Here is a 21,130-nt window from a genome sequence, read left to right as displayed (position 1 = left end):
TCAATTTTATATAGGTTTTTTTGATGTGAAATCAAACCGTAACACCCTGACTACTTTAGCAACAATTGTGGTGAAATGATGATGAGAACAGGCAGCGAAAGGGGCGTCAATTCAGGGCATAGCTTCTGTTTTTAGCGTTTTCTTTATTGACAGAGAATATTGGTGACTGTTTAACCAGCCAGCAGGGTCATAACCTTTTCTTTTCGTCAATTTAATTAGCAGGCTAATAGTGGTGGGCTGTTTTTTATAAGCGCGGACGGTCAGGACCAGGCCGATTAAATCGTCCGCGCTTAACATTTACGTCACGGGCTTATATTTACCCGGTAATTTGCGATAAAACCAGTTTACCAGCACGTCACTGGCTGGCGTTAATAGCCACCAGCTCAGACCCACTAATATCACTGACATTGAACCGACGGCAATATCGGTAAACCAGTGTGCACCCGCCATGACGCGCGGCAGTGAAAATATCACCACAATAGCCGTGGCAATTAAGAAGCGGCTAAAACCAAAATAACGCCAGATAAAGCAGGCGAAAATAATCAGCATCATACCGTGGTCGCCAGGGAAGCTGTCTTTCGAGGCATCTTTAGCGGGAATACCGGTGAGTTCGCTGACGCGATGCACATTCTCGAAGAACAGCGTCGGACTGGAGTGCTTCACCGGCAACAGGTGGCCCAGCTGATTAAGTACTACAGCGGTAAGCAGCATAGTGATACCGATAGCCAGCATCCGCCGCCGCGCGTGTGGCGTTTCACGTCGCCAGATCGACAGATAAAGCAGGCCCATTGCCAGCAATGACACCGCATCAAATCCACGAAAATTGGTGATAGCGACGATCAGTGCGAACAGCGGATGGCTCACCATCTGATTGTTGAAGCCATAGAATATAGATTTATCGACGCCGAACCAGAAGCCATGTTCTGGCGGCAGATACCATGACAGAAATAGCATCACGCCCAGTGCATTAAGCAGCAGGATAGTAATAAGGCGAGTTACGCGCATAGTTAAACTCATTATTATTAAAAATAACCGCCGACAATACCTCTGTCAGCGTAAACGGCACTTCAACAATGCCGATTGTAGTCGATTCCAGTCAGCCTGTTGAAAATGAATGATCTCAATGCGGCTATCGGATGGCGGTGAGGGGAGTGTTTCACTCTGCAGCTCATTTGCCTGACGATTGATACGCAGAGTGCCTTCTTTCGTGCGCATCACACCTTTAATGCGATCAACCGGTGCCTGGCGTACCCATTCCAGCAGCGCACTGCTGTCAAACCGCGTATCAGCATCAAAAATCCAGCCGCAGGCGCTGTAACCCTGACCGTGGTTCAGCGCCCGGCGCCAGCGCGCTTCGCCGTCCAGTCGTAACGCCGCGAGGCCGCTGGTCGGGTTAGACGGATGATGATGATGCGGCAGGGGAAGATCGCGTGGCTGATAAGGCGTATCAAGCAGGGAAAGGGGGATCTGACCAAATTCTGTCTGTATTAATGGACGCAGAGGCTGCATCTGCTGCTGCCAGTCAGCCAGGCGCTGACGGTCCTCCTCACCCCAGCAATCGCGCTTGTTGGCGATAATCATATCGGCAGCAGCGAGCTGATCGCGGAAGTTTTCATTGGCAAGGATGCGAGGATCGGACAGCTGACGGGCATCCAGCAGCGTCAGGGTCGCATTAAGTTGCAGCCACGCCTGATAAACCGGCGCACTTAACATCTGCAACACCTGACGCGGATGACCCAGGCCGGTTGGCTCAATCAGCAGCCGATCCGGCTTGCTCTTCAGCAAAATATTCAGCCCGACCTGCATCGGCAGGCCATTAACGCAACAGAGACAGCCGCCGGGGATCTCTTTCAGGGTGGCACCGCGATCGGCCAGCAGTGCACCGTCGATCCCAATCTCGCCAAACTCATTGACCAGCACCGCCCACTTCTCTTCGGGCGGTCTGGCTGCCAGCAGATGGCAGAGCAGCGTAGTTTTGCCGCTGCCCAGAAAACCGGTAATCAGATTAACGCGCGTCATGGGGCCTGCTCCTGCCTGAGAATAGCGTGGTAATGTAATACTATAACACTATCACGACTGGCAGCAGTTGAGTGGTTAGTCTGCACGGCCCATGTAGCGGCGTTCAGCAATATGAATGCGGATGCGATCACCGTTGCTGAGGTATTCCGGCACCTGGATAGAGAGACCCGTGCTCATACCGGCCGGTTTCGTTCGGGCGCTGGCGGAAGCGCCTTTAATGCCGGGTGAGGTATCCACGATTTCCATGTCTACGGTTTGTGGCAGTTCCAGCGCCAGCACCTGACCTTCCATCGTCAGTACGTGAATGCCTGGGATGCCGCCTTCAGGGATAAACAGGAGCTCTTCTTCAATCTGCTCCTGTTTAAAGGAGTAAGGGGTGTAATCCTCATCATCCATAAAGATGTATTCGTCACCATCTATATAAGAGAAGGTCACACTGCGGCGGCTGAGCGAAATCGCATCAATAATCTCGTCGCCCTTGAAGCGCTCTTCGACTTTTAAACCGGTGCGGACATCGGTAAAGCGCATTTTATACAGGGTGGCGGCACCGCGTGCGCTGGGGCTCTGGACATCAATATCCTTAACCAGCAGCAGTTTACCGTTGTGCGTGACGGCCATCCCTTTTTTAATTTCGTTGGCTTTTGGCATTGCTGTTCTCGCTATCTTGAGAGTGAAGTGCGCGCAACGTTACTCGCGCCGGTGAAAACTGGCAATATCGTGGATGCGAAATTTTGTGTCAGACCGCGGCTTTCATGGCAATTAGTGTGGTGGACTGCTATTGTCGCCGCGACTTTCTCTGCCGGAGCACAGCATGCAATGCCGTAGCCAGTGCGGTGCCTGTTGCACAGCACCTTCGATCTCCTCGCCGATTCCTGGCATGCCTGACGGCAAGCCCGCCAACACGCCCTGTGTTCAGCTTGATGACACACTTCGCTGCAAACTGTTTGGCTCACCCCTGCGTCCAGCCGTCTGCGCAGGTCTGCAACCTGCACACAGCATGTGCGGCGATTCGCGCCATCAGGCGATGACCTATCTGCTGCAACTCGAAGCAGATACCGCGCCCTGAGGCGCTGACGCTGCTGAACTTTCTGGTCCACTCATCTCTGGTTTACAGCATCTGCGTCAGCCTGTTCACTTTTTATTCCCCTTAACCACCCCGAAATGTGCGTAACGTCAAAAATCTGTTACGCCATTTGCGCATTTTCTTGCCTCGGGAAAGTTGCTGTACCACAATCCCTGAAACGTTTCAGCGGTGACTGCACCACCTGTTTTCAACAGCATGGCGTAAAAAAATCCCCACTGGCTGAAACGATTCAATCTCAGCAAGCGAGGAGAATTATGTTCCAGCTCGAATTGCAGGCCATCCATACCGGAGCCAGCGCCCAGAACAAAGAAGAGGCCATTCGTCAGGTTGCTGCCGCGTTAACCGCGGCTGGCAATGTGACGGAAGGCTACGTCAACGGCATGCTGGCGCGCGAACAGCAGACCTCCACCTTCCTTGGCAACGGCATCGCTATCCCGCATGGCACCACCGATACCCGCGATCTGGTGCTGAAAACCGGTGTTCAGGTGTTCCAGTTCCCGCAGGGCATTGCCTGGGGCGACGATCAGACCGCCTATGTCGCTATCGGTATTGCTGCTAAGTCAGATGAACATCTGGCGCTGCTGCGTCAGCTGACGCACGTTCTGAGCGATGACTCCATTGCCGAACAGCTTAAAACTGCCTCTGCTGAAGACCTTCGTGCGTTGCTGATGGGCGAGAAACAAGCCGCTGAATTCAGCTTCGACACTTCATTAATTACGCTCAACGTCGCCGCCAGCGATCTGATCACCCTCCAGGCGATGAACGCCGGTCGGCTGCAGTCCGCGGGCGTGGTGGATGCCAGCTACGTCGCAGACGTGGTCTCAACGACGCCGCTGAACCTGGGACAGGGCATCTGGCTCAGCGACAGCAGCCTCGGCAACCTGCGCAGTGGCGTGGCCATCAGCCGCGCTGAACATGCCTTCGAGCATCAGGGCGAACAGGCTGCGCTGCTAATCAGCGTGTCGGCAACCGATGAGCGTCCGCTGGAAGTGCTGGGTTACCTCAGCGCATTACTACAGCAGGGCAAAGCCGATCGTCTGCTGAAAGCCGATGCGGCAGGCGTCTACGCGCTGCTGACCAGCGAAGTGGATGAGCAGGCTGAGGTACTGACCGCCGAATACACCATCCGTAACGAACATGGCCTGCATGCCCGTCCGGGTACCGCACTGGTTAGCGTAATCAAGCAGTTCAACAGCGACATCACTGTGACCAACCTCGACGGCAGCGGTAAACCTGCCAATGGCCGCAGCCTGATGAAAGTGGTTGCGCTGGGCGTGAAGAAAGGCCATCGCCTGCGCTTCACCGCCAGCGGTGACGATGCACAGCAGGCGCTGAACGCGATTGAAGAAGCGATCACCAGCGGTCTGGGTGAGGGGGCATCATGAGCAGACGCGTCGCCACCATCACGCTGAATCCGGCATATGATCTGGTGGGATATACCCCTGAAATTGAACGCGGTGAAGTCAACCTGGTGAAAACCACCGGGCTGCATGCTGCGGGCAAGGGCATCAACGTTGCGAAGGTCCTGAAAGATCTGGGTATCGATGTCACCGTGGGTGGCTTCCTGGGTAAAGAGAATCAGGATGGCTTCCAGCAACTGTTCAGCGAGCTGGGCATTGCTAACCGTTTCCAGGTGGTGCCAGGCCGTACCCGTATCAACGTTAAACTCACTGAACAGACCGGCGACGTGACCGATCTGAATTTCTCCGGTTTTCAGGTCACCGCTCAGGACTGGGATCGTTTTACGAGCGACTCGCTGACCTGGCTGGGCCAGTTCGATATGGTCTGCGTCAGCGGCAGCCTGCCGGAAGGTGTCGATCACGATGCCTTTACCCGCTGGATGACCGAACTGCGCACCCACTGCCCATGCATCATCTTTGACAGCAGCCGCGAGGCGCTGGTGGCAGGCCTGAAAGCCGCACCGTGGCTGGTTAAACCTAACCGTCGTGAGCTGGAAATCTGGGCTGGTCGCAAACTGCCAACGCTGCAGGATGTGATTGGTGCGGCGCACGAACTGCGCGAGCAGGGCATCGCCCATGTGGTGATTTCGCTGGGCGCAGAAGGTGCGCTGTGGGTCAACGCCTCTGGTGAATGGATTGCTAAACCGCCGGTGTGTGAAGTCGTCAGCACCGTGGGTGCAGGTGATTCCATGGTTGGCGGCCTGATTTATGGCCTGCTGATGCGCGAATCCAGCGAACACACGCTGCGTCTTGCGACGGCCGTGGCGGCGATGGCCGTCAGCCAGAGCAATGTTGGCGTTTCCGATCGTACTCAGTTGGCCGCAATGATGGCGCGCGTCGACTTACAACCCGTTAACTGACAGCAGGAGAGCGATAATGAAAACGCTGCTGATTAAAGACCCTGTACTGGGACTGGCTTCCGCTTATATGGCGCAACAACGTCTGGCTGCTGCCGCACCTGCTGCGGGCCTGACTCTGACTGATAACCCTGCCGACGCGGAACTGGCGATCGTGCTGGGCAAAAACGTGCCGGACGATGCGGCGCTGAACGGCAAAGCGGTCTGGCTGGGCGATATCCAGCTGGCAGTTCGCGAGCCGGAAACTTTCCTGAACCGGGCGAAAGCCGAAGCCAAAACCTGGCAGGCAACCGCTGCGGTGGCCACACCGGCTGGCGCATCGGCTGCGGCACCGGCTCAGAATGGCGCGCCGAAACGCGTGGTTGCCGTTACCGCCTGTCCGACCGGCGTGGCACACACCTTTATGGCTGCCGAAGCCATTCAGGCTGAAGCGACCCGTCGCGGCTGGTGGGTGAAAGTTGAAACGCGCGGTTCCGTGGGTGCCGGTAATGCGATTACCCCGGAAGAAGTGGCAGCTGCCGATCTGGTGATCGTCGCTGCTGATATCGAAGTCGATCTGGCGAAATTTGCTGGTAAGCCAATGTACCGCACCTCAACCGGTCTGGCGCTGAAGAAAACCGCGCAGGAACTGGATAAAGCAGTAGCAGAAGCGAAGCCGTACAAAGCGGCAGCGGCCGGGCAGAGCAATAGCAGTGAAGAAGAGAAGAAAGGCGGAGCAGGGGCTTATCGTCACCTGCTGACCGGTGTTTCTTACATGCTGCCGATGGTGGTCGCGGGTGGTCTGAGCATCGCCCTGTCGTTCGCTTTTGGTATCACAGCCTTTAAAGAGCAGGGCACACTGGCTGCGGCACTGATGCAAATCGGTGGTGGCAGCGCCTTCGCCCTGATGGTTCCGGTGCTGGCCGGCTTTATCGCCTTCTCCATCGCTGACCGTCCGGGTCTGACGCCTGGTCTGATTGGCGGTATGATCGCCACCAGCATCAATGCGGGCTTCTTAGGCGGTATCATCGCGGGCTTCATTGCAGGTTATGCGGCGAAGCTGATCAGCGGCAAAGTTAAACTGCCGCAGAGTATGGAAGCGCTGAAACCGATACTGATTATTCCGCTGTTCGCCAGCCTGATCACCGGCCTGCTGATGATCTACGTAGTGGGCAAACCGGTTGCGGGCATCATGAATGGCCTGACGCACTGGCTGGCCAACATGGGTACGGCGAATGCAGTCCTGCTGGGTGCCATTCTGGGCGGCATGATGTGTACCGATATGGGTGGGCCGGTGAACAAGGTGGCTTACGCATTTGGTGTCGGCTTACTGAGTTCGCAGACGTATGCACCGATGGCCGCCATCATGGCCGCCGGTATGGTGCCACCGCTGGCGATGGGTCTGGCTACGCTGGTTGCCCGTCGTAAATTCAACAAAGGTCAGCAGGAAGGCGGTAAAGCGGCACTGGTTCTGGGTCTCTGCTTTATCTCTGAAGGTGCGATTCCGTTCGCTGCCCGTGACCCGATGCGCGTACTGCCTTGCTGCATCGTCGGCGGCGCGGTTACCGGCGCGATCTCCATGGCGATTGGCGCAAAACTGATGGCACCGCACGGTGGACTGTTCGTCCTGCTGATCCCTGGCGCAATTACGCCGGTTATCGGTTATCTGATGGCGATTATCATCGGCACCGCGATTGCAGGTCTGAGCTATGCGGTTCTGAAACGTCCGGAAGAGCAGCTGGCGAAAGCCTGATGTGCTGAAGTGCATAATCTGCTGAAGTAAAAACAAACAGGGAGCCGGATGGCTCCCTGTTTGTTTTTACAGACGGTTCCCGAAATTAAAGCGACGGGAGCATACGACTGGAGTAAAGCATCGCGGGCCAGGGAGCCAGCTGGCTTCCTCAGACTACTCACAAATTCTTATCAGGGTGCATCTGGCAGCGATGAATTAGCTAAAACTCAGGGAACACGGTCAGAGGAGGAAAGCGTCCCGCCGCCCGGATAAAAACGCCAGGCGTTTTTGAACAACGCAACGCGTTAGCCCGGCAACGGGCGCACCTCAGGGATGAGGTGCATAATCGCGCGGGCCGAGCGTGTCATGGATGACGGATTTTGCGTCTTTCCGATCTGACCGTGTTCCCTGTGCAAGCTCAGTCTTACAGCAACCAGGCCAGACTTTGTCAAAAATCTCAGGGAGCCAGCTGGCTCCCTTTTTCTATCCCTGCTGTTCGGCTTTCAGCCAGGCAATCTCATCTTTCCAGATATCAGGGTTAATGGTTTCCAGAATCAATGGGATACCATCAAACCGCGGATCTTTCATCAGCCAGCTAAACGCCGTTTTACCGATATTCCCTTCACCCAGACTGTGATGGCGGTCAACGCGACTGTCAAAGGCGCTTTTGGCATCGTTCAGGTGCATGCCGCGCAGATAGTTAAAGCCGACAATGCGATCAAACTCTGCAAAGGTCGCTTCGCAGTCCGCTTCGGTGCGCAGGTCATAACCGCCGGCAAACGCATGGCAGGTATCAATGCAGACGCCGACGCGCGACTTATCTTCGACATGCTCAATAATAGTGGCGAGATGCTCGAAGCGGAAACCCAGGTTACTGCCCTGACCCGCGGTATTCTCAATGACGGCAGTCACGTTCTGTGTCTGATCGAGCGCGATGTTGATCGACTCCGCAATCCGCTTCAGGCACGCTTCTTCATCAATCTGATGCAGATGGCTGCCGGGATGGAAGTTCAGGAGTGTCAGGCCGAGCTGGTCACAACGTTGCAGTTCATCAATAAAGGCCGCGCGGGATTTCTCCAGCGCCTCTTCAACCGGGTGACCGAGGTTAATCAGAAAACTGTCGTGCGGCAGGATTTGCTGCGAACTGAATTTGTACGTCTCGCAGGCGGCGCGAAAAGCATCAATCACCTCTGTGGAGAGCGGGGCGGCCTTCCACTGACGCTGATTTTTAGTAAAGAGGGCGAAGGCGGTGGCTTCTATTTCATGGGCGCGGATCACGGCCTGATCCACACCACCTGCCGCACTCACGTGTGCGCCAATATATTTCATGCCTTTCTCCTGGGGCTATGCACGGGTGAAACGGCATGATACCCGATGCCGCTAGCCCATGAAATGTTGCACCAGCAGATTGATGGTGCCGCCGCCCGCAATCAACCAGACAAACACCAGCGCGCCCAGCAATAGCGGTTTAACGCCCGCCTCACGCAATGCCCCGAAACGGGTGGTTAAGCCCAGCGCGGCCATCGCCATCGCCAGCAGCAGACCCGCCAGCTCATTCAGCGTGGCCACCAACGCCGCAGGCAACAGCTGCAGCGAGTTAAACAGCGCGACCGCGATAAACAGCAGGGCGAACCAGGGAAAGGTCACTGGCTGACGCGCTTTGCTCGCGTTGCGTTTGCCGCGGATTACCGCACTCAGGCAGAGCAGGAACGGCGCCAGCATCATTACCCGCAGCATTTTGGCAATCACGGCGCTGTTCTCAGCCTCCGGGCTGATGCTGTGCCCGGCAGCTACCACCTGCGCGACTTCATGAATAGTGGAACCGGTGAAGACCCCAAACTGCGCGGCACTCAGCCCCGGAAACAGGTGATGCGCCAGCGGCCACATCAGCGGATAGATAAAGATGGCCAGGGTGCCGAACAGCACCACGGTCGCGATAGCCACGGCAACTTTTGACGACGCCGCTTTCACCACCGGCTCGGTCGCCAGTACGGCCGCAGCCCCACAGATACTGCTGCCTGCGCCAATCAGCCAGACGGTATCGCGATCCAGCTTCAGCAGCCGGATGCCCAGCAGGCAGGTCACAAAAAAGGTGCTGCTCAGCGTCAGCGCATCAATCAGGATGCCGCTTAAACCGACGTCAGCAATCTGTTGTAAGGTAATGCGGAAGCCAAACAGGATGATCCCCAGTCGCAGCAGCTTCTGTTTAGCCAGCACCACGCCACTGTCGCAGCGCGACGCCAGCGGTGTATAGACGCTGTTGCCAACCAGAATCCCCAGCATAATCGCCAGGGTCAGTGAACCCAGCCCTGCTGCTGCAATCGCCGGTTGCTGCGCCAGCCAGCTGGCTGCCCCGGCAATCGCAGCCGTCAGCAGCAGACCAGGGAACCAGAGCGTAACGGGATGATGCGTTTTAGGGATGCTCAGTTCGGTCATGATGGTCACTCCTCGTCGTTGAGTCATGATCATGAGGGCGACTGGCTTAAAAGTGAAATTGATAATATATTTATAATTGACCAGAATAAACGATAAGGCAGTGATCATGATAGTTTCGCGTCTGCGCCGCTGGGCGACGCTGATCAAAAGAGATGTGTTCGTGCTGTGGTTCGCCTTTCGCGATCCGCGCACACCCTGGTGGAACAAGCTGGGCATGCTGGGACTGGTTGCTTATGGGGTCAGCCCGATCGATCTCATCCCGGATGTGATCCCGTTTGTTGGTCTGCTGGATGACGCGGTGATTATTCCCACGGGCATCATGATTCTGTTGCGGCTGCTGCCACAAGAGGTGCGCATCAGCAGCAGCGAACGCGCACAGTCTCAGCGTTCGCGCGGCAAAAAGATGGCAGGCTGGCTGGTCGTGGTTGGGCTGATCTGGCTGGCGTTAATTATTTACCTTGTCAGGCATTCACTGAGTTAAGAGGCGACGATGCACATTACGCTGCGGCAAATCGAAGTGTTTACCGAAGTGCTGAAAAGCGGTTCCACTACTCAGGCGTCGCAACTGCTGGCGCTGTCACAGTCGGCGGTCAGCGCGGCGCTGGCCGATCTGGAAAGTCAGCTCGGGGTGCAGTTGTTTGATCGGGTCGGCAAACGGCTGGTGCTGAATGAGCATGGGCGACTGCTCTATCCGCGTGCGGTCGGTCTGCTGGAGCAGGCGGGCGAAATTGAGCAGCTATTCAAAGAGGATAACGGCGCGATCCGCATCTCCGCCAGCAGCACTATTGGTAACTATCTGCTGCCGGGCATGATGGCGGCCTATCGTCGTGACTTTCCTGGTCTGCCGCTGGAGCTGAGCGTCGGTAACAGTCAGGATGTGATTCAGGCGGTTTCCGATTTCCGCGTGGATGTCGGCCTGATTGAAGGGCCGTGCCATATGACCGAACTGGTCAGCGAACCCTGGCTGGAAGATGAGCTGGTGGTGTTTGCCGCGCCCGATGCCGCGATTCTGCAACAGTCGGTGACGCTGAAAACCCTGGCAGAAGCGCCGTGGATCCTGCGTGAACGTGGCTCCGGCACCCGGGAAATCGTCGATTATCTGCTGCTGTCACACCTGCCGAGTTTTCAGCTGGGTATGGAGCTCGGCAACTCAGAAGCGATCAAGCATGCAGTGCGGCACGGCATGGGGATCAGCTGCCTGTCGCGCCGGGTAATTGCCGATTTGCTGGAGGCGGGGACGCTGACAGAACTGACGATTCCGTTGCCGCGTCTGACCCGGACGCTCTATCGCATCCATCACCGGCAGAAGCATATTTCAAAGGCACTGACGCGCTTTTTGTCCTATTGCCGTGAGTGATTGCTAATAATTCGGGCGCGATCATGAACTTAACTTATAACAGCATGGCATCAGCTATACAGAGGCGGTCTGGCTGCTACAATCGCGCCTCATTTTTACCCAGCGTAGCGTTAACACATGCATAATGACTCAAAAACAACACAACAACCTGCATTACGACGTGCGTTAAAAGCCCGTCATCTTACGATGATCGCCATCGGCGGCTCCATCGGTACCGGCCTGTTTGTCGCTTCCGGCGCAACGATTGCTCAGGCTGGTCCTGGCGGGGCACTGCTCTCCTACATGCTGATCGGCCTGATGGTCTACTTCCTGATGACCAGTCTCGGTGAGCTGGCTGCCTTCATGCCCGTATCCGGTTCTTTCGCCACCTACGGCGCAAAATATGTCGAGGAGGGCTTTGGTTTCGCACTCGGCTGGAACTACTGGTACAACTGGGCGGTGACCATCGCGGTTGACCTGGTGGCGTCGCAGCTGGTGATGACCTACTGGTTCCCCGACACGCCGGGCTGGATCTGGAGCGCGCTGTTCCTGGGACTGATATTCCTGCTCAACTACATCTCAGTAAAAGGCTTTGGCGAGGCGGAGTACTGGTTCTCGCTGATCAAAGTGGCCACCGTCATTATCTTTATCATCGTGGGTGTGCTGATGATCACGGGCATCATGCGCGGTGCAGAGCATGCGGGCTGGCAGAACTGGCAGGTGGGCGATGCGCCGTTTGCGGGCGGCTTTGCGGCGATGATCGGCGTGGCGATGATTGTGGGATTCTCCTTCCAGGGCACCGAGCTGATCGGTATCGCGGCGGGCGAATCTGAAGACCCGGCAAAAAATATCCCGCGCGCCGTGCGGCAGATTTTCTGGCGTATCCTGCTGTTCTATGTGTTCGCCATTCTCATTATCAGTCTGATCCTGCCGTACACCGATCCGCAATTACTGCATAACGACATTGATGATATCAGCGTCAGCCCGTTCACCCTGGTGTTCCGCAACGCCGGTCTGCTCTCTGCGGCAGCAGTGATGAATGCGGTTATCCTGACGGCGGTGCTGTCAGCCGGTAACTCCGGTATGTATGCCTCAACGCGCATGCTGTATAACCTGGCCTCCGAAGGCAAGGCACCGCGTATTTTCGCGAAACTGTCTAAGGGCGGCGTGCCGCGCAATGCCTTATGGGCGACGACCGTCGTGGCCGGGCTGTGCTTCCTGACCTCAAAATTTGGCAACCAGGAGGTTTATCTGTGGCTGCTGAACACCTCAGGCATGACCGGTTTTATCGCCTGGCTAGGTATTGCCATCAGTCACTATCGCTTCCGTCGCGGCTATGTCGCCCAGGGACGTGATCTGAACGATCTGCCATACCGTTCCGGCTTCTTCCCGCTGGGACCGATTTTTGCTTTCGTGCTCTGCCTGATCATTACGCTGGGTCAGAACTATCAGGCCTTCCTCAACGACAGCATCGACTGGTATGGCGTAGCGGCAACCTATATTGGTCTTCCGCTGTTCCTGATTATCTGGTTCGGCTACAAACTGACGCGCGGCAGCCGTTTCGTGAAGTACAGCGAGATGGAGTTCCCGGTTCATAAAGAGTAGTTCTGTGCGCTTGCTCTGTTGAGTCAGGTGCCTGACACAGCGCGTTGAGGCTGCAGATGGGGCACATGCTCAGGGAGCATACGTCTTTCGCAAAGACGCAAAAACGCCATCCCTGGCAAGCTCAGCGCGGGCCATCCCTGGCCCGCGATGCTTTGCTCCAGACGTATGCTCCCATCGCTTTAAGTCCGGGAACAGCCTCAACGCGCTGTGTCTGCCGGTATCCTGCCCATAACAACACCGTTTTTTACCCTTTTTTCACGTCTCGCTTATCTTCACGAATTGATAATTATTATCACCTGCACTATTGTGGCTGCGTTTTCTGACGTGATAGCCACACAGGGTTCAAACATGACTACTGAAACTTCGCTGCTGGCGGGGGAAGAGACGCTTCACCACACCATGCAAAACTACCATCAGGTGCTGCGCCGCCGCCTGATCTGGATTGGCGTATTACTGGTGGCTATTGTCGCCTCGCTGATCCTCGACTTCACGCTGGGTCCGGCCGGACTCTCACTTGATACGCTGTGGAATACGCTGCTCAGCCCCGACAGCGTCGATGCCGGCACCCGCGTGATTGTCTGGGACATTCGTCTGCCCTATGCGCTGATGGCGCTGGTGGTAGGGCTGTCGCTGGGCCTGGCAGGTGCAGAGATGCAGACCATCCTGAATAACCCGCTGGCCAGCCCGTTTACACTCGGTGTCTCCTCGGCGGCAGCGTTTGGTGCCGCGCTGGCGATCATTCTCGGCATCGGTATTCCCGGCATTCCTGATCAGTGGTTAATCTCTGCCAATGCCTTTGTCTTTGCGCTGTTTGCCGCGCTGATGCTGGATGCCGTGACCCGCTGGACGCAGGTTTCGTCGGCGGGCGTGGTGCTGTTCGGTATTGCACTGGTCTTCACCTTTAACGCGTTAGTTTCAATGATGCAGTTCATCGCCAGCGAAGATACCCTGCAGGGTCTGGTGTTCTGGACCATGGGCAGCCTGGCGCGTGCTTCCTGGGAAAAGCTGGGTGTACTGACCGTAGCGCTGGCCATTCTGGTGCCGTTCTCAATGATGAGCAGCTGGAAGCTGACGGCGCTGCGTCTGGGTGAAGATCGCGCGGTGAGCTTTGGTATTGATGTACGTCGTCTGCGCCTGACCACCCTGCTGCGTATCAGTATTCTCTCGGCGCTGGCGGTGGCGTTTGTTGGCCCGATCGGCTTCATCGGGCTGGTCGCGCCGCATATTGCCCGCATGATGTTTGGTGAAGATCACCGCTTCTATCTGCCCGCCAGTGCGCTGGTTGGCGCGCTGGTGCTGTCGCTGGCATCAGTCGCCTCGAAAAACCTGCTCCCCGGCGTGATCATCCCTGTCGGCATCGTCACCTCACTGATTGGCGTGCCGTTCTTCCTGAGTATTATTCTGCGTCATCGGGGGACGGTATGATGGAACAGGGTCTGACGTTACGCGGCTTCAGTGCCGGTTATCCCAAACATAAAGTCATTGAAAATCTCAACGTGGCACCGCTGCCACGCGGTGAGATCACCGTGCTGCTCGGGCCGAATGGCTGTGGTAAATCGACGCTGCTGCGTGCACTGGCCGGGCTGAATAAAGGTCAGGGTGAGATGTGGCTCAACGGTGAAGATCTGATGACTCAGCCGTTTGCCCGCCGCGCGAAGAACGTGGTCTATCTGCCGCAGTCGTTGCCTGCGGGCGTGCATCTGCACGTGCTGGAGTCGATCATTGTGGCGCAGCGTGCCTCTGGTGGACTGCACAGCGCCAGCAGCGAAGCCGAAATCATGCATCTGCTTGAACAACTGGGGATAGCGCATCTCGCGATGCGTTACCTCGATCAGCTCTCCGGCGGTCAGAAGCAGCTGGTCGGGCTGGCGCAGTCCCTGATCCGTCGCCCTAAGCTGCTGCTGCTGGATGAACCGCTGAGCGCGCTCGATCTCAACTATCAGTTCCACGTGATGGATCTGGTACGCCGCGAAACAGCCCAGCGCAACATCGTGACGGTGGTGGTGGTGCATGACATCAATATCGCGCTGCGTCATGCGCAACACGCGCTGATGCTGAAGCAGGGCGCACTGGTAGCGGAAGGGCAACCGGATAAGGTGATTACGCCGACTACGCTGGCAAAAGTGTATGGCGTGAATGGCCGTATCGAACACTGCTCACGCGGCATTCCGCAGGTAATGATCGACGGGCTGACCGGACCGGCACTGGTCTGAAAGTCGGGCAGGCCTGGCCTTGAGCCAGCGTTTGCGGCAGTAGCAGTACAGGATGCAGAAAAGTTCAGGGCCGCAATTGCGGCCCTGATGTTTTACGTTAGCAGATGTTGTGCATGGAAGCGCAGATGATCTTCCACAAAGCTGGCTATAAAGAAGTAGCTATGGTCATAACCCGGCTGAATACGCAGCGTCAGCGGGAAACCGACTGCTTTAGCAATCTCTTCTAACCGCTCCGGTTGCAGCTGATCGGCCAGGAACTGATCGCTGTCGCCCTGATCGATCAGGACTGGCAGACGATGCGACACCTCTGCCATCAGCTGGCAGCTGTCATATTCCCGCCACGCCGCCTGGTCGTCGCCCAGATAGGCCTTAAACGCTTTCTGGCCCCACGGCACCTGCATAGGGTTTACAATCGGCGCAAACGCAGACGCTGAGGCAAAGCGGTTACCCAGACGCAGCGCCAGCATCAGCGCGCCGTGTCCGCCCATGGAGTGACCCATAATCGACTGACGTTCACTGACTTTGAAGTTATCCGCAATCAGGGCGGGCAGCTCGCTGCTCAGATAGTCGAACATGCGGAAATGAGTGGCCCAGGGGTGCTGAGTGGCATTGAGATAAAATCCCGCGCCCTGACCCAGATCGTAGCCCTCATCGTTGGCAACGCCTTCACCGCGCGGGCTGGTATCCGGCATAATCATTACCAGACCCAGTTCCGCCGCCACGCGCTGCGCGCCCGCTTTGGTGGTGAAGTTCTCATCGTTGCAGGTCAGCCCGGCCAGAAACCAGACCACTGGCGGCGGCGCATCACCGTGCGGTTCAGGCAGGTAGATGCTGAAGGTCATCGGGCAGTTCAGCACGGCCGACTGATGACGCCAGCGCTGCTGCCAGCCGCCAAAAATGCGGTGTTCTTCCAGTAGCTCCAGAGTGGATGCCATAACGCCTCCTGATTACTTGTTAAAGTGCACGACCGAGCGAATCGATTTTCCTTCGTGCATCAAATCAAAGGCGTCGTTGATCTCTTCCAGCGGCATGGTGTGGGTGATGAAGTCGTTCAGGGCAAACTTACCATCAAGGTAATCCTGCACAATGCCCGGCAGCTGTGAGCGGCCTTTCACGCCACCAAAGGCGGAACCGCGCCAGACGCGACCAGTTACCAGCTGGAACGGACGGGTAGAGATCTCTTCACCGGCACCGGCGACGCCGATAATCACAGACTCACCCCAGCCTTTGTGGCAGCACTCCAGCGCGGAACGCATCACGTTGACGTTACCGATACACTCAAATGAGAAGTCCACACCGCCGTCGGTCAGCTCGACAATCACATCCTGAATCGGCTTATCGTAATCTTTCGGATTAATCAGATCGGTGGCACCCAGTTTGCGCGCCAGATCGAATTTGCTGGTGTTGAGGTCGATTGCGATGATGCGGCCAGCCTTCGCCATTTTTGCGCCGATAACCGCAGAAAGACCGATACCGCCGAGACCGAAAATCGCGACGGTGTCGCCTTCTTTTACTTTAGCGGTGTTCATTACCGCGCCCATGCCGGTAGTCACGCCACAACCCAGCAGACAAACTTCTTCCAGCGGCGCTTCTTTACTGATTTTCGCCAGCGAGATTTCCGGGATCACGGTGTATTCAGAGAAGGTCGACGTGCCCATATAGTGGAAAATCGGTTTGCCATCTTTAAAGAAGCGCGTGGTGCCGTCCGGCATCAGGCCTTTGCCCTGAGTGGCACGGATCGCCTGGCAGAGGTTAGTTTTGCCCGACAGGCAGAACTTACATTTGCCACACTCCGGGGTGTAAAGCGGAATGACATGGTCACCTACTTCCACACTGGTCACGCCTTCGCCCACGGCTTCTACGATGCCGCCGCCTTCATGGCCGAGAATCGCCGGGAAAACGCCTTCCGGATCGGTGCCGGAGAGGGTGTAGGCGTCGGTATGACAGACGCCAGTCGCGACGATGCGCACCAGCACTTCGCCTTTCTGCGGTGGCATCAAATCCACTTCTTCGATTTTCAGCGGTTCGCCAGCGGCCCAGGCAACAGCGGCACGGGTTTTGATCATGTTCATGCAATCCCTCTTCCAGTCAGATTGTGACGCACGATGGCGTCGTGTGGTTATGGTTTAAACATAGCGTGGAACGCTTATTGCGCCGCCTGTAATGGATAGATCAACTCATCGTTGAGCGGACGATCGTCAAACTGTTCAATAATCAGATACTTCAGCGCTTCAACATTCGGAGTAAAAGCATCGCGTCGCCACATTAGCCAGGTGGCGGTATCGCGATAAGCCGCAGGTAAGGTATGCGCCTGCACCCGCGACCGATCCGCCATCTGCTTCAGCACCGAAGCCGGGATCATCGCGACACCCGCACCGCCCGCCACGCAGGCCAGCATGGCGTGATAGGACTGAATCTCCATCACATTGTCGGGCGCGGTCTGGCTGTCGCGATACCAGCTCTCCAGCTTCACCCGGTAAGAGCAGCTATTGCGGAAGGCAAACAGGGTGTCGTCCTGCACATCGCGCGCTGTGGTGATAGGCGCGTGATCCAGCCCGGTGATCAGCACCATCTCCTCACGAAAGGCGATGCAGCCATTCAGATCGTCATGGGAAACCGGGCCATCCACCAGCGCGGCGGCCAGAGTGCCTTCGCGAACCCGATCGATGATTTCGCCCGAGGTGCCGGTAATCAGCGACAGCGCCACTTTAGGGAAGCGCTGGTGATAGGCGGCGAGCAGACCAGGCAGGCGGGTCGCTGCGGTACTCTCCATTGAGCCCAGCGCAAAGTTGCCTGCCGGTTCACCAGTGCGGGTCATGCTCATCGCTTCTTCACTTAATGCCAGAATACGCTGCGCATAATTCAGGAAATTATGGCCCATCGGTGACAGGCGAATGCGCTGCTTCTCACGAATAAAGAGATCCACACCTAATTCTTCTTCCAGCTGACGCAGCCGCGTGGTGAGATTAGAGGGAACGCGATGCAGCTGTTCGGCTGCGCGCGCCAGGGAACCCGTTTCGGCAACGGAACAGAACATACGCAGCTGAACTAAATCCATATCTTCTTTTCCCGTAAACAAGTTGGTTAATATTATTCACTTTCCGTGAGTTTAATCATCCTGCATGCTGTTAGCAAGTCAGAAGAGATCGCAAGGCAGAACAACAGGAGTTCAGCAATGGCGTTACGCGTCGCGCTCAGCGCGTTTTTAACCTTATTTGTGGCGATGGGCATTGGGCGATTCGCCTTTACGCCGCAGGTGCCGCTGATGATTCAGGCGCACCAGCTGACGCTCACCAGTGCCAGCCTGGTCGCTGCGCTCAACTATCTTGGCTATCTGTGTGGCTCATTCGATGCCATGCGCGCGCACCGGCGGGTGGAGCTGCGTTTGCAGGCGGGCGTATGGGGTGCAGTGATCCTGACGCTGCTCTCTGCACTGGCAACCGGACCGTGGCTGCACGGTGCGATCCGCTTTCTGATTGGCTGGGCCAGTGGATGGGCGATGGTGCTGGTGGCGGCCTGGAGCAACGAACAACTGCATCGCCACGGCCGGGCAGGGCTGTCGGCGGCCGTGTTTGCCGGGCCGGGCTGCGGTATTTTTGTCAGCGGTCTGCTGGGGGTGGCGCTGCATACTCTACAGGTCTCTGCCGGTCTGGCCTGGGCCGCTTACGGTACGCTGGCACTGCTGCTGATTGCGCTGATTACCCGTAATCTGCCGCGTCGGGGCGAACTGCATCGCCCGGATCAGGCACCTGAGCCGCTGGTGCTGGATCGCAACCTGAAACGTCTGGTGCTGAGTTACAGTCTGGCGGGCTTTGGTTATATCCTGCCCGCCACCTTTTTATCGCAGATGGCCGCTACGCGTTTTCCTGACGGCATCTTCGCGCAGTTTGTCTGGCCGATATTTGGCGGTGCGGCGATGGTCGGCATCCTGCTGGGCATCCTGACGCGGCGCTGGGGGCATAGTCACGTCCGCCTGGCGGTAGTGCTCTGGGCTCAGGCGCTGGGCGTTTTTGCTGCGGCACTGCTGCCCGGCTTTAGTGGCCTGCTGGCCGGGGCGCTGCTGGTGGGCGGCGGCTTCCTCAGCGTGGTACAGCTGTCGCTGCTTTGCGCCCGTGAACTGGCACCCCATCATCTGCGTTACATGGCCGGCCTCCTGACCACCGGCTATGCGGTCGGACAGCTGGTTGGTCCGCTGCTCTCTTTTCTCTCAACGGCTCTGTTACATCGGCTGGAGCCTGCCCTGTGGGTGGCCGGGATCAGCCTGGTGTGGGCGGGCCTGCTGGTCTGGCGAAAAATTGAATGAAAAGCTTTCATCACCAATCTGATTGATTGCTGGATTCCCCGCAAAGAAAGTTTCACAATACGCGCCTGATTACAGGGCCTGCAGGCAAAAGCTTGCGGGCGCAACACCAGCCGGAGAAGAGTACATGAGCACCCTAAGTCAGGAAGCTGCCCTGGTTCACGAAGCGCTGCTGGCGCGTGGACTGGAAACGCCGTTACGTGCACCGACGCGCGACATTGATGACGAAACGCGTAAGAGCCTGATTGCCGGGCACATGACCGAGATTATGCAGCTGCTGAATCTGGATCTTGAAGATGACAGCCTGATGGAAACGCCGCATCGCATCGCCAAAATGTATGTGGATGAGGTCTTTTCCGGTCTCGATTATGCCAACTTCCCGAAAATCACCGTCATTGAGAATAAAATGAAGGTCGATGAGATGGTGACCGTGCGTGATATCACCCTGACCAGCACCTGTGAACATCACTTTGTGATCATTGATGGCAAAGCCACGGTTGCCTATATTCCCAAGGAAAAGGTGATTGGCCTGTCGAAAATCAACCGCATCGTGCAGTTCTTCGCCCAGCGCCCGCAGGTGCAGGAGCGCCTGACACAGCAGGTACTGGTGGCCTTGCAGACGCTGCTGGGCACCAACAACGTTGCTGTCTCGATTGATGCGGTACATTACTGTGTGAAAGCGCGTGGCGTCAAAGATGCGACCAGCGCCACCACCACGACCTCTCTGGGCGGCCTGTTCAAGTCCAGTCAGAATACCCGCCAGGAATTCTTGCGCGCGGTACGCCATAGTTGAGTTAACGGCGGGCGCATAATGCTGCCCGCCTCAATGGGGCAGGGTGCCGCATGCAACGCTATCACGTGCTGGATTTCATTCGAGGCTGTGCCATTCTCGGCATCCTGCTGCTCAATATTGTGGGCTTCGGCCTGCCTTCTGCTGCTTACCTGAATCCGGCCTGGCAGGGCAGTGTCAGTCTCTCCGACGTCTGGACCTGGGCACTCTCTGACGCCTTTGCTCAGCTCAAATTCCTCACCCTGTTTGCACTGCTGTTTGGCGCAGGTCTGCAAATGCAGCTGCCGCGCGGCAGTCGCTGGCTGACTGCCCGGCTTTCCATTCTGGTACTCATCGGTTTTCTGCATGGTGTCTTTCTCTGGGAAGGCGATATCCTGCTGGATTACGGCATCATCGGGCTGGTGGTCTGGCGGGTGCTGCGTGACGTCCCGTCAACCCGCAGCCTGATGAATACCGGCATTCTGCTTTATCTGGTGGGCTGCGGCGTGCTGCTGGTGTTTGGGTCGATCTCCGATCCCGAACCGACGCGATCCTGGCTGCCGGGTGCTGCCGATCTGCAATATGAGCAGTACTGGAAACTGAGCGGCGGCTGGGAAGCGATACAGAACCGGCTGGATCATCTCTCATCAGGGCTGATGGCGCTGGCGGCTCAATATGGCTGGCAGCTGGCGGGCTTAATGATGATGGGTGGCGCAATGCTGCGCAGCGGCTGGCTGACTGGAGAATTTTCCCTCCGCCACTATCGTCAGGCGGCGGCCCTGCTGCTGACAATGGGCTTCTCCATTGCGGTAGCCGGTGTAGCCGCGCAATGGCTGTTACATTGGGAATTCCGCTGGGCGGCTTTTTACCTGCAGGCCCCGCGCGATCTTGCCAGCCCGCTGATTAGCCTGGGCTATGCCGCGCTCTGTCTGGCCTACTGGCCACAAATTTCTCACTGGCATATCAGCCACGCCATCCAGTGCGTGGGCCGTATGGCGCTGACCAACTACCTGCTGCAAACGCTCATCTGCACCACGCTGTTCTATCGCTTCGGCTTCTACATGCATTTCACCCGGCTGGAACTGGTGCTGATGGTGCCTGCGATATGGCTCATCAATATCCTGTTTTCACTCATCTGGTTACATTTCTTCGCACAGGGTCCGCTGGAATGGCTGTGGCGGCGGTTTACGCTGCTCTCAGCCGGCAAATCACGCATTACCGACAACGCCAGATAATGACCGCCATCACAAAGGTTACAGAATTGTATGTAACCGTTTTCATTGATGTGACGCAATTCACGCTGCACGCCTCCCGCCCCTGACAGAATAGCGCCGGTGTAT

The 21,130-nt window shown here is 57.0% G+C and carries 20 protein-coding genes; 12 read left to right on the top strand and 8 right to left on the bottom strand.

Features of this window, described 5'->3' with window-relative positions:
* Positions 1–297: 297 nt before the first annotated feature.
* From AC6I8J_RS12520 to yeiP, 3 genes are all read right to left on the bottom strand, one after another.
* A complete protein-coding gene (locus AC6I8J_RS12520) occupies positions 298–1,005 on the bottom strand; it encodes a phosphatase PAP2 family protein (RefSeq protein WP_161732194.1) in 708 nt (235 codons plus the stop codon).
* Positions 1,006–1,050: 45 nt separating this feature from the next.
* A complete protein-coding gene (locus tag AC6I8J_RS12515) occupies positions 1,051–2,019 on the bottom strand; it encodes a CobW family GTP-binding protein (protein ID WP_253419343.1) in 969 nt (322 codons plus the stop codon).
* Positions 2,020–2,094: 75 nt separating this feature from the next.
* Positions 2,095–2,667, bottom strand: coding sequence for an elongation factor P-like protein YeiP (gene yeiP / locus AC6I8J_RS12510; RefSeq protein ID WP_003854146.1), 573 nt, complete (start codon positions 2,665–2,667; stop codon positions 2,095–2,097).
* Between the two features lie 163 nt (positions 2,668–2,830).
* Between yeiP and AC6I8J_RS12505 the strand changes: the two genes are divergently transcribed.
* From AC6I8J_RS12505 to fruA, 4 genes are all read left to right on the top strand, one after another.
* Complete coding sequence (locus tag AC6I8J_RS12505) at positions 2,831–3,085, top strand: YkgJ family cysteine cluster protein (protein WP_090959387.1); 255 nt, start codon at positions 2,831–2,833, stop codon at positions 3,083–3,085.
* Between the two features lie 272 nt (positions 3,086–3,357).
* Positions 3,358–4,488, top strand: coding sequence for a fused PTS fructose transporter subunit IIA/HPr protein (gene fruB, locus AC6I8J_RS12500; protein WP_222925210.1), 1,131 nt, complete (start codon positions 3,358–3,360; stop codon positions 4,486–4,488).
* The gene (gene fruK, locus AC6I8J_RS12495; protein WP_161732200.1) at positions 4,485–5,423 is read left to right on the top strand and encodes a 1-phosphofructokinase; all 939 of its coding nucleotides are present in this window, start codon (positions 4,485–4,487) and stop codon (positions 5,421–5,423) included. The genes fruB and fruK overlap by 4 nt, the downstream gene beginning before the upstream one ends.
* A gap of 16 nt (positions 5,424–5,439) precedes the next feature.
* Positions 5,440–7,152 carry a PTS fructose transporter subunit IIBC gene (fruA, locus tag AC6I8J_RS12490; protein WP_260058893.1) on the top strand — a complete coding sequence of 571 codons (1,713 nt, stop codon included), beginning with the start codon at positions 5,440–5,442 and terminating at the stop codon, positions 7,150–7,152.
* A 462-nt stretch (positions 7,153–7,614) separates the two neighbouring features.
* Here the strand turns inward: fruA and nfo are convergent, their stop codons facing one another.
* Complete coding sequence (gene nfo, locus AC6I8J_RS12485; RefSeq protein ID WP_161732204.1) at positions 7,615–8,460, bottom strand: deoxyribonuclease IV; 846 nt, start codon at positions 8,458–8,460, stop codon at positions 7,615–7,617.
* 51 nt (positions 8,461–8,511) lie between these two features.
* Positions 8,512–9,567, bottom strand: a complete 1,056-nt coding sequence (locus tag AC6I8J_RS12480) for a YeiH family protein (RefSeq protein ID WP_161732206.1) — start codon at positions 9,565–9,567, stop codon at positions 8,512–8,514.
* Between the two features lie 106 nt (positions 9,568–9,673).
* Here AC6I8J_RS12480 and AC6I8J_RS12475 point away from each other — a divergent pair, with 106 nt between their 5' ends.
* From AC6I8J_RS12475 to AC6I8J_RS12455, 5 genes are all read left to right on the top strand, one after another.
* Complete coding sequence (locus AC6I8J_RS12475; RefSeq protein WP_497825421.1) at positions 9,674–10,048, top strand: YkvA family protein; 375 nt, start codon at positions 9,674–9,676, stop codon at positions 10,046–10,048.
* Positions 10,049–10,057: 9 nt separating this feature from the next.
* Positions 10,058–10,924 (top strand): DNA-binding transcriptional regulator YeiE, encoded by an 867-nt coding sequence (gene yieE / locus AC6I8J_RS12470; protein WP_285088300.1) that lies wholly within the window; start codon positions 10,058–10,060, stop codon positions 10,922–10,924.
* A gap of 117 nt (positions 10,925–11,041) precedes the next feature.
* Positions 11,042–12,508 carry an amino acid permease gene (locus AC6I8J_RS12465; RefSeq protein WP_161732210.1) on the top strand — a complete coding sequence of 489 codons (1,467 nt, stop codon included), beginning with the start codon at positions 11,042–11,044 and terminating at the stop codon, positions 12,506–12,508.
* Positions 12,509–12,856: 348 nt separating this feature from the next.
* The gene (locus AC6I8J_RS12460; protein WP_222925217.1) at positions 12,857–13,933 is read left to right on the top strand and encodes a FecCD family ABC transporter permease; all 1,077 of its coding nucleotides are present in this window, start codon (positions 12,857–12,859) and stop codon (positions 13,931–13,933) included.
* Positions 13,933–14,721: an ABC transporter ATP-binding protein gene (locus AC6I8J_RS12455; protein ID WP_161732321.1), complete on the top strand. Its 789-nt coding sequence runs from the start codon at positions 13,933–13,935 to the stop codon at positions 14,719–14,721. Before AC6I8J_RS12460 ends, AC6I8J_RS12455 begins: the two co-directional genes overlap by 1 nt.
* Positions 14,722–14,813: 92 nt before the next feature.
* On the opposite strand, the gene fghA is transcribed toward AC6I8J_RS12455, so the two are convergent.
* The 3 genes from fghA to ptrR form a co-directional block, all read right to left on the bottom strand.
* On the bottom strand, positions 14,814–15,656 hold the full coding sequence (gene fghA / locus AC6I8J_RS12450; RefSeq protein ID WP_161732212.1) for an S-formylglutathione hydrolase: 843 nt from the start codon (positions 15,654–15,656) through the stop codon (positions 14,814–14,816).
* 12 nt (positions 15,657–15,668) lie between these two features.
* On the bottom strand, positions 15,669–16,793 hold the full coding sequence (locus AC6I8J_RS12445; RefSeq protein WP_161732214.1) for an S-(hydroxymethyl)glutathione dehydrogenase/class III alcohol dehydrogenase: 1,125 nt from the start codon (positions 16,791–16,793) through the stop codon (positions 15,669–15,671).
* 74 nt (positions 16,794–16,867) lie between these two features.
* A complete protein-coding gene (gene ptrR, locus AC6I8J_RS12440) occupies positions 16,868–17,779 on the bottom strand; it encodes a putrescine utilization regulator PtrR (protein ID WP_161732216.1) in 912 nt (303 codons plus the stop codon).
* Positions 17,780–17,896: 117 nt separating this feature from the next.
* Between ptrR and AC6I8J_RS12435 the strand changes: the two genes are divergently transcribed.
* From AC6I8J_RS12435 to yeiB, 3 genes are all read left to right on the top strand, one after another.
* Positions 17,897–19,024 (top strand): YbfB/YjiJ family MFS transporter, encoded by a 1,128-nt coding sequence (locus AC6I8J_RS12435; RefSeq protein WP_222925219.1) that lies wholly within the window; start codon positions 17,897–17,899, stop codon positions 19,022–19,024.
* 124 nt (positions 19,025–19,148) lie between these two features.
* Positions 19,149–19,814 carry a GTP cyclohydrolase I FolE gene (gene folE, locus AC6I8J_RS12430; RefSeq protein WP_061062924.1) on the top strand — a complete coding sequence of 222 codons (666 nt, stop codon included), beginning with the start codon at positions 19,149–19,151 and terminating at the stop codon, positions 19,812–19,814.
* 50 nt (positions 19,815–19,864) lie between these two features.
* The gene (gene yeiB / locus AC6I8J_RS12425) at positions 19,865–21,025 is read left to right on the top strand and encodes a DUF418 domain-containing protein YeiB (protein WP_161732220.1); all 1,161 of its coding nucleotides are present in this window, start codon (positions 19,865–19,867) and stop codon (positions 21,023–21,025) included.
* The last annotated feature ends 105 nt before the right edge of the window (positions 21,026–21,130 follow it).

It is taken from the genome of Pantoea sp. X-Soil-ISGK-355, from assembly GCF_059730805.1.
The sequence above is the reverse complement of the archived record's forward strand: the minus strand, read 5'-3'. Positions and strand labels throughout refer to the sequence as shown.

Coding starts and splice junctions, on each gene's coding strand:
- AC6I8J_RS12520 (WP_161732194.1), bottom strand. CDS start 1,005: ATGCGCGTAACTCGCCTTATTACTATCCTGCTGCTTAATGCACTGGGC.
- AC6I8J_RS12515 (WP_253419343.1), bottom strand. CDS start 2,019: ATGACGCGCGTTAATCTGATTACCGGTTTTCTGGGCAGCGGCAAAACT.
- yeiP (WP_003854146.1), bottom strand. CDS start 2,667: ATGCCAAAAGCCAACGAAATTAAAAAAGGGATGGCCGTCACGCACAAC.
- AC6I8J_RS12505 (WP_090959387.1), top strand. CDS start 2,831: ATGCAATGCCGTAGCCAGTGCGGTGCCTGTTGCACAGCACCTTCGATC.
- fruB (WP_222925210.1), top strand. CDS start 3,358: ATGTTCCAGCTCGAATTGCAGGCCATCCATACCGGAGCCAGCGCCCAG.
- fruK (WP_161732200.1), top strand. CDS start 4,485: ATGAGCAGACGCGTCGCCACCATCACGCTGAATCCGGCATATGATCTG.
- fruA (WP_260058893.1), top strand. CDS start 5,440: ATGAAAACGCTGCTGATTAAAGACCCTGTACTGGGACTGGCTTCCGCT.
- nfo (WP_161732204.1), bottom strand. CDS start 8,460: ATGAAATATATTGGCGCACACGTGAGTGCGGCAGGTGGTGTGGATCAG.
- AC6I8J_RS12480 (WP_161732206.1), bottom strand. CDS start 9,567: ATGACCGAACTGAGCATCCCTAAAACGCATCATCCCGTTACGCTCTGG.
- AC6I8J_RS12475 (WP_497825421.1), top strand. CDS start 9,674: ATGATAGTTTCGCGTCTGCGCCGCTGGGCGACGCTGATCAAAAGAGAT.
- yieE (WP_285088300.1), top strand. CDS start 10,058: ATGCACATTACGCTGCGGCAAATCGAAGTGTTTACCGAAGTGCTGAAA.
- AC6I8J_RS12465 (WP_161732210.1), top strand. CDS start 11,042: ATGCATAATGACTCAAAAACAACACAACAACCTGCATTACGACGTGCG.
- AC6I8J_RS12460 (WP_222925217.1), top strand. CDS start 12,857: ATGACTACTGAAACTTCGCTGCTGGCGGGGGAAGAGACGCTTCACCAC.
- AC6I8J_RS12455 (WP_161732321.1), top strand. CDS start 13,933: ATGGAACAGGGTCTGACGTTACGCGGCTTCAGTGCCGGTTATCCCAAA.
- fghA (WP_161732212.1), bottom strand. CDS start 15,656: ATGGCATCCACTCTGGAGCTACTGGAAGAACACCGCATTTTTGGCGGC.
- AC6I8J_RS12445 (WP_161732214.1), bottom strand. CDS start 16,793: ATGAACATGATCAAAACCCGTGCCGCTGTTGCCTGGGCCGCTGGCGAA.
- ptrR (WP_161732216.1), bottom strand. CDS start 17,779: ATGGATTTAGTTCAGCTGCGTATGTTCTGTTCCGTTGCCGAAACGGGT.
- AC6I8J_RS12435 (WP_222925219.1), top strand. CDS start 17,897: ATGGCGTTACGCGTCGCGCTCAGCGCGTTTTTAACCTTATTTGTGGCG.
- folE (WP_061062924.1), top strand. CDS start 19,149: ATGAGCACCCTAAGTCAGGAAGCTGCCCTGGTTCACGAAGCGCTGCTG.
- yeiB (WP_161732220.1), top strand. CDS start 19,865: ATGCAACGCTATCACGTGCTGGATTTCATTCGAGGCTGTGCCATTCTC.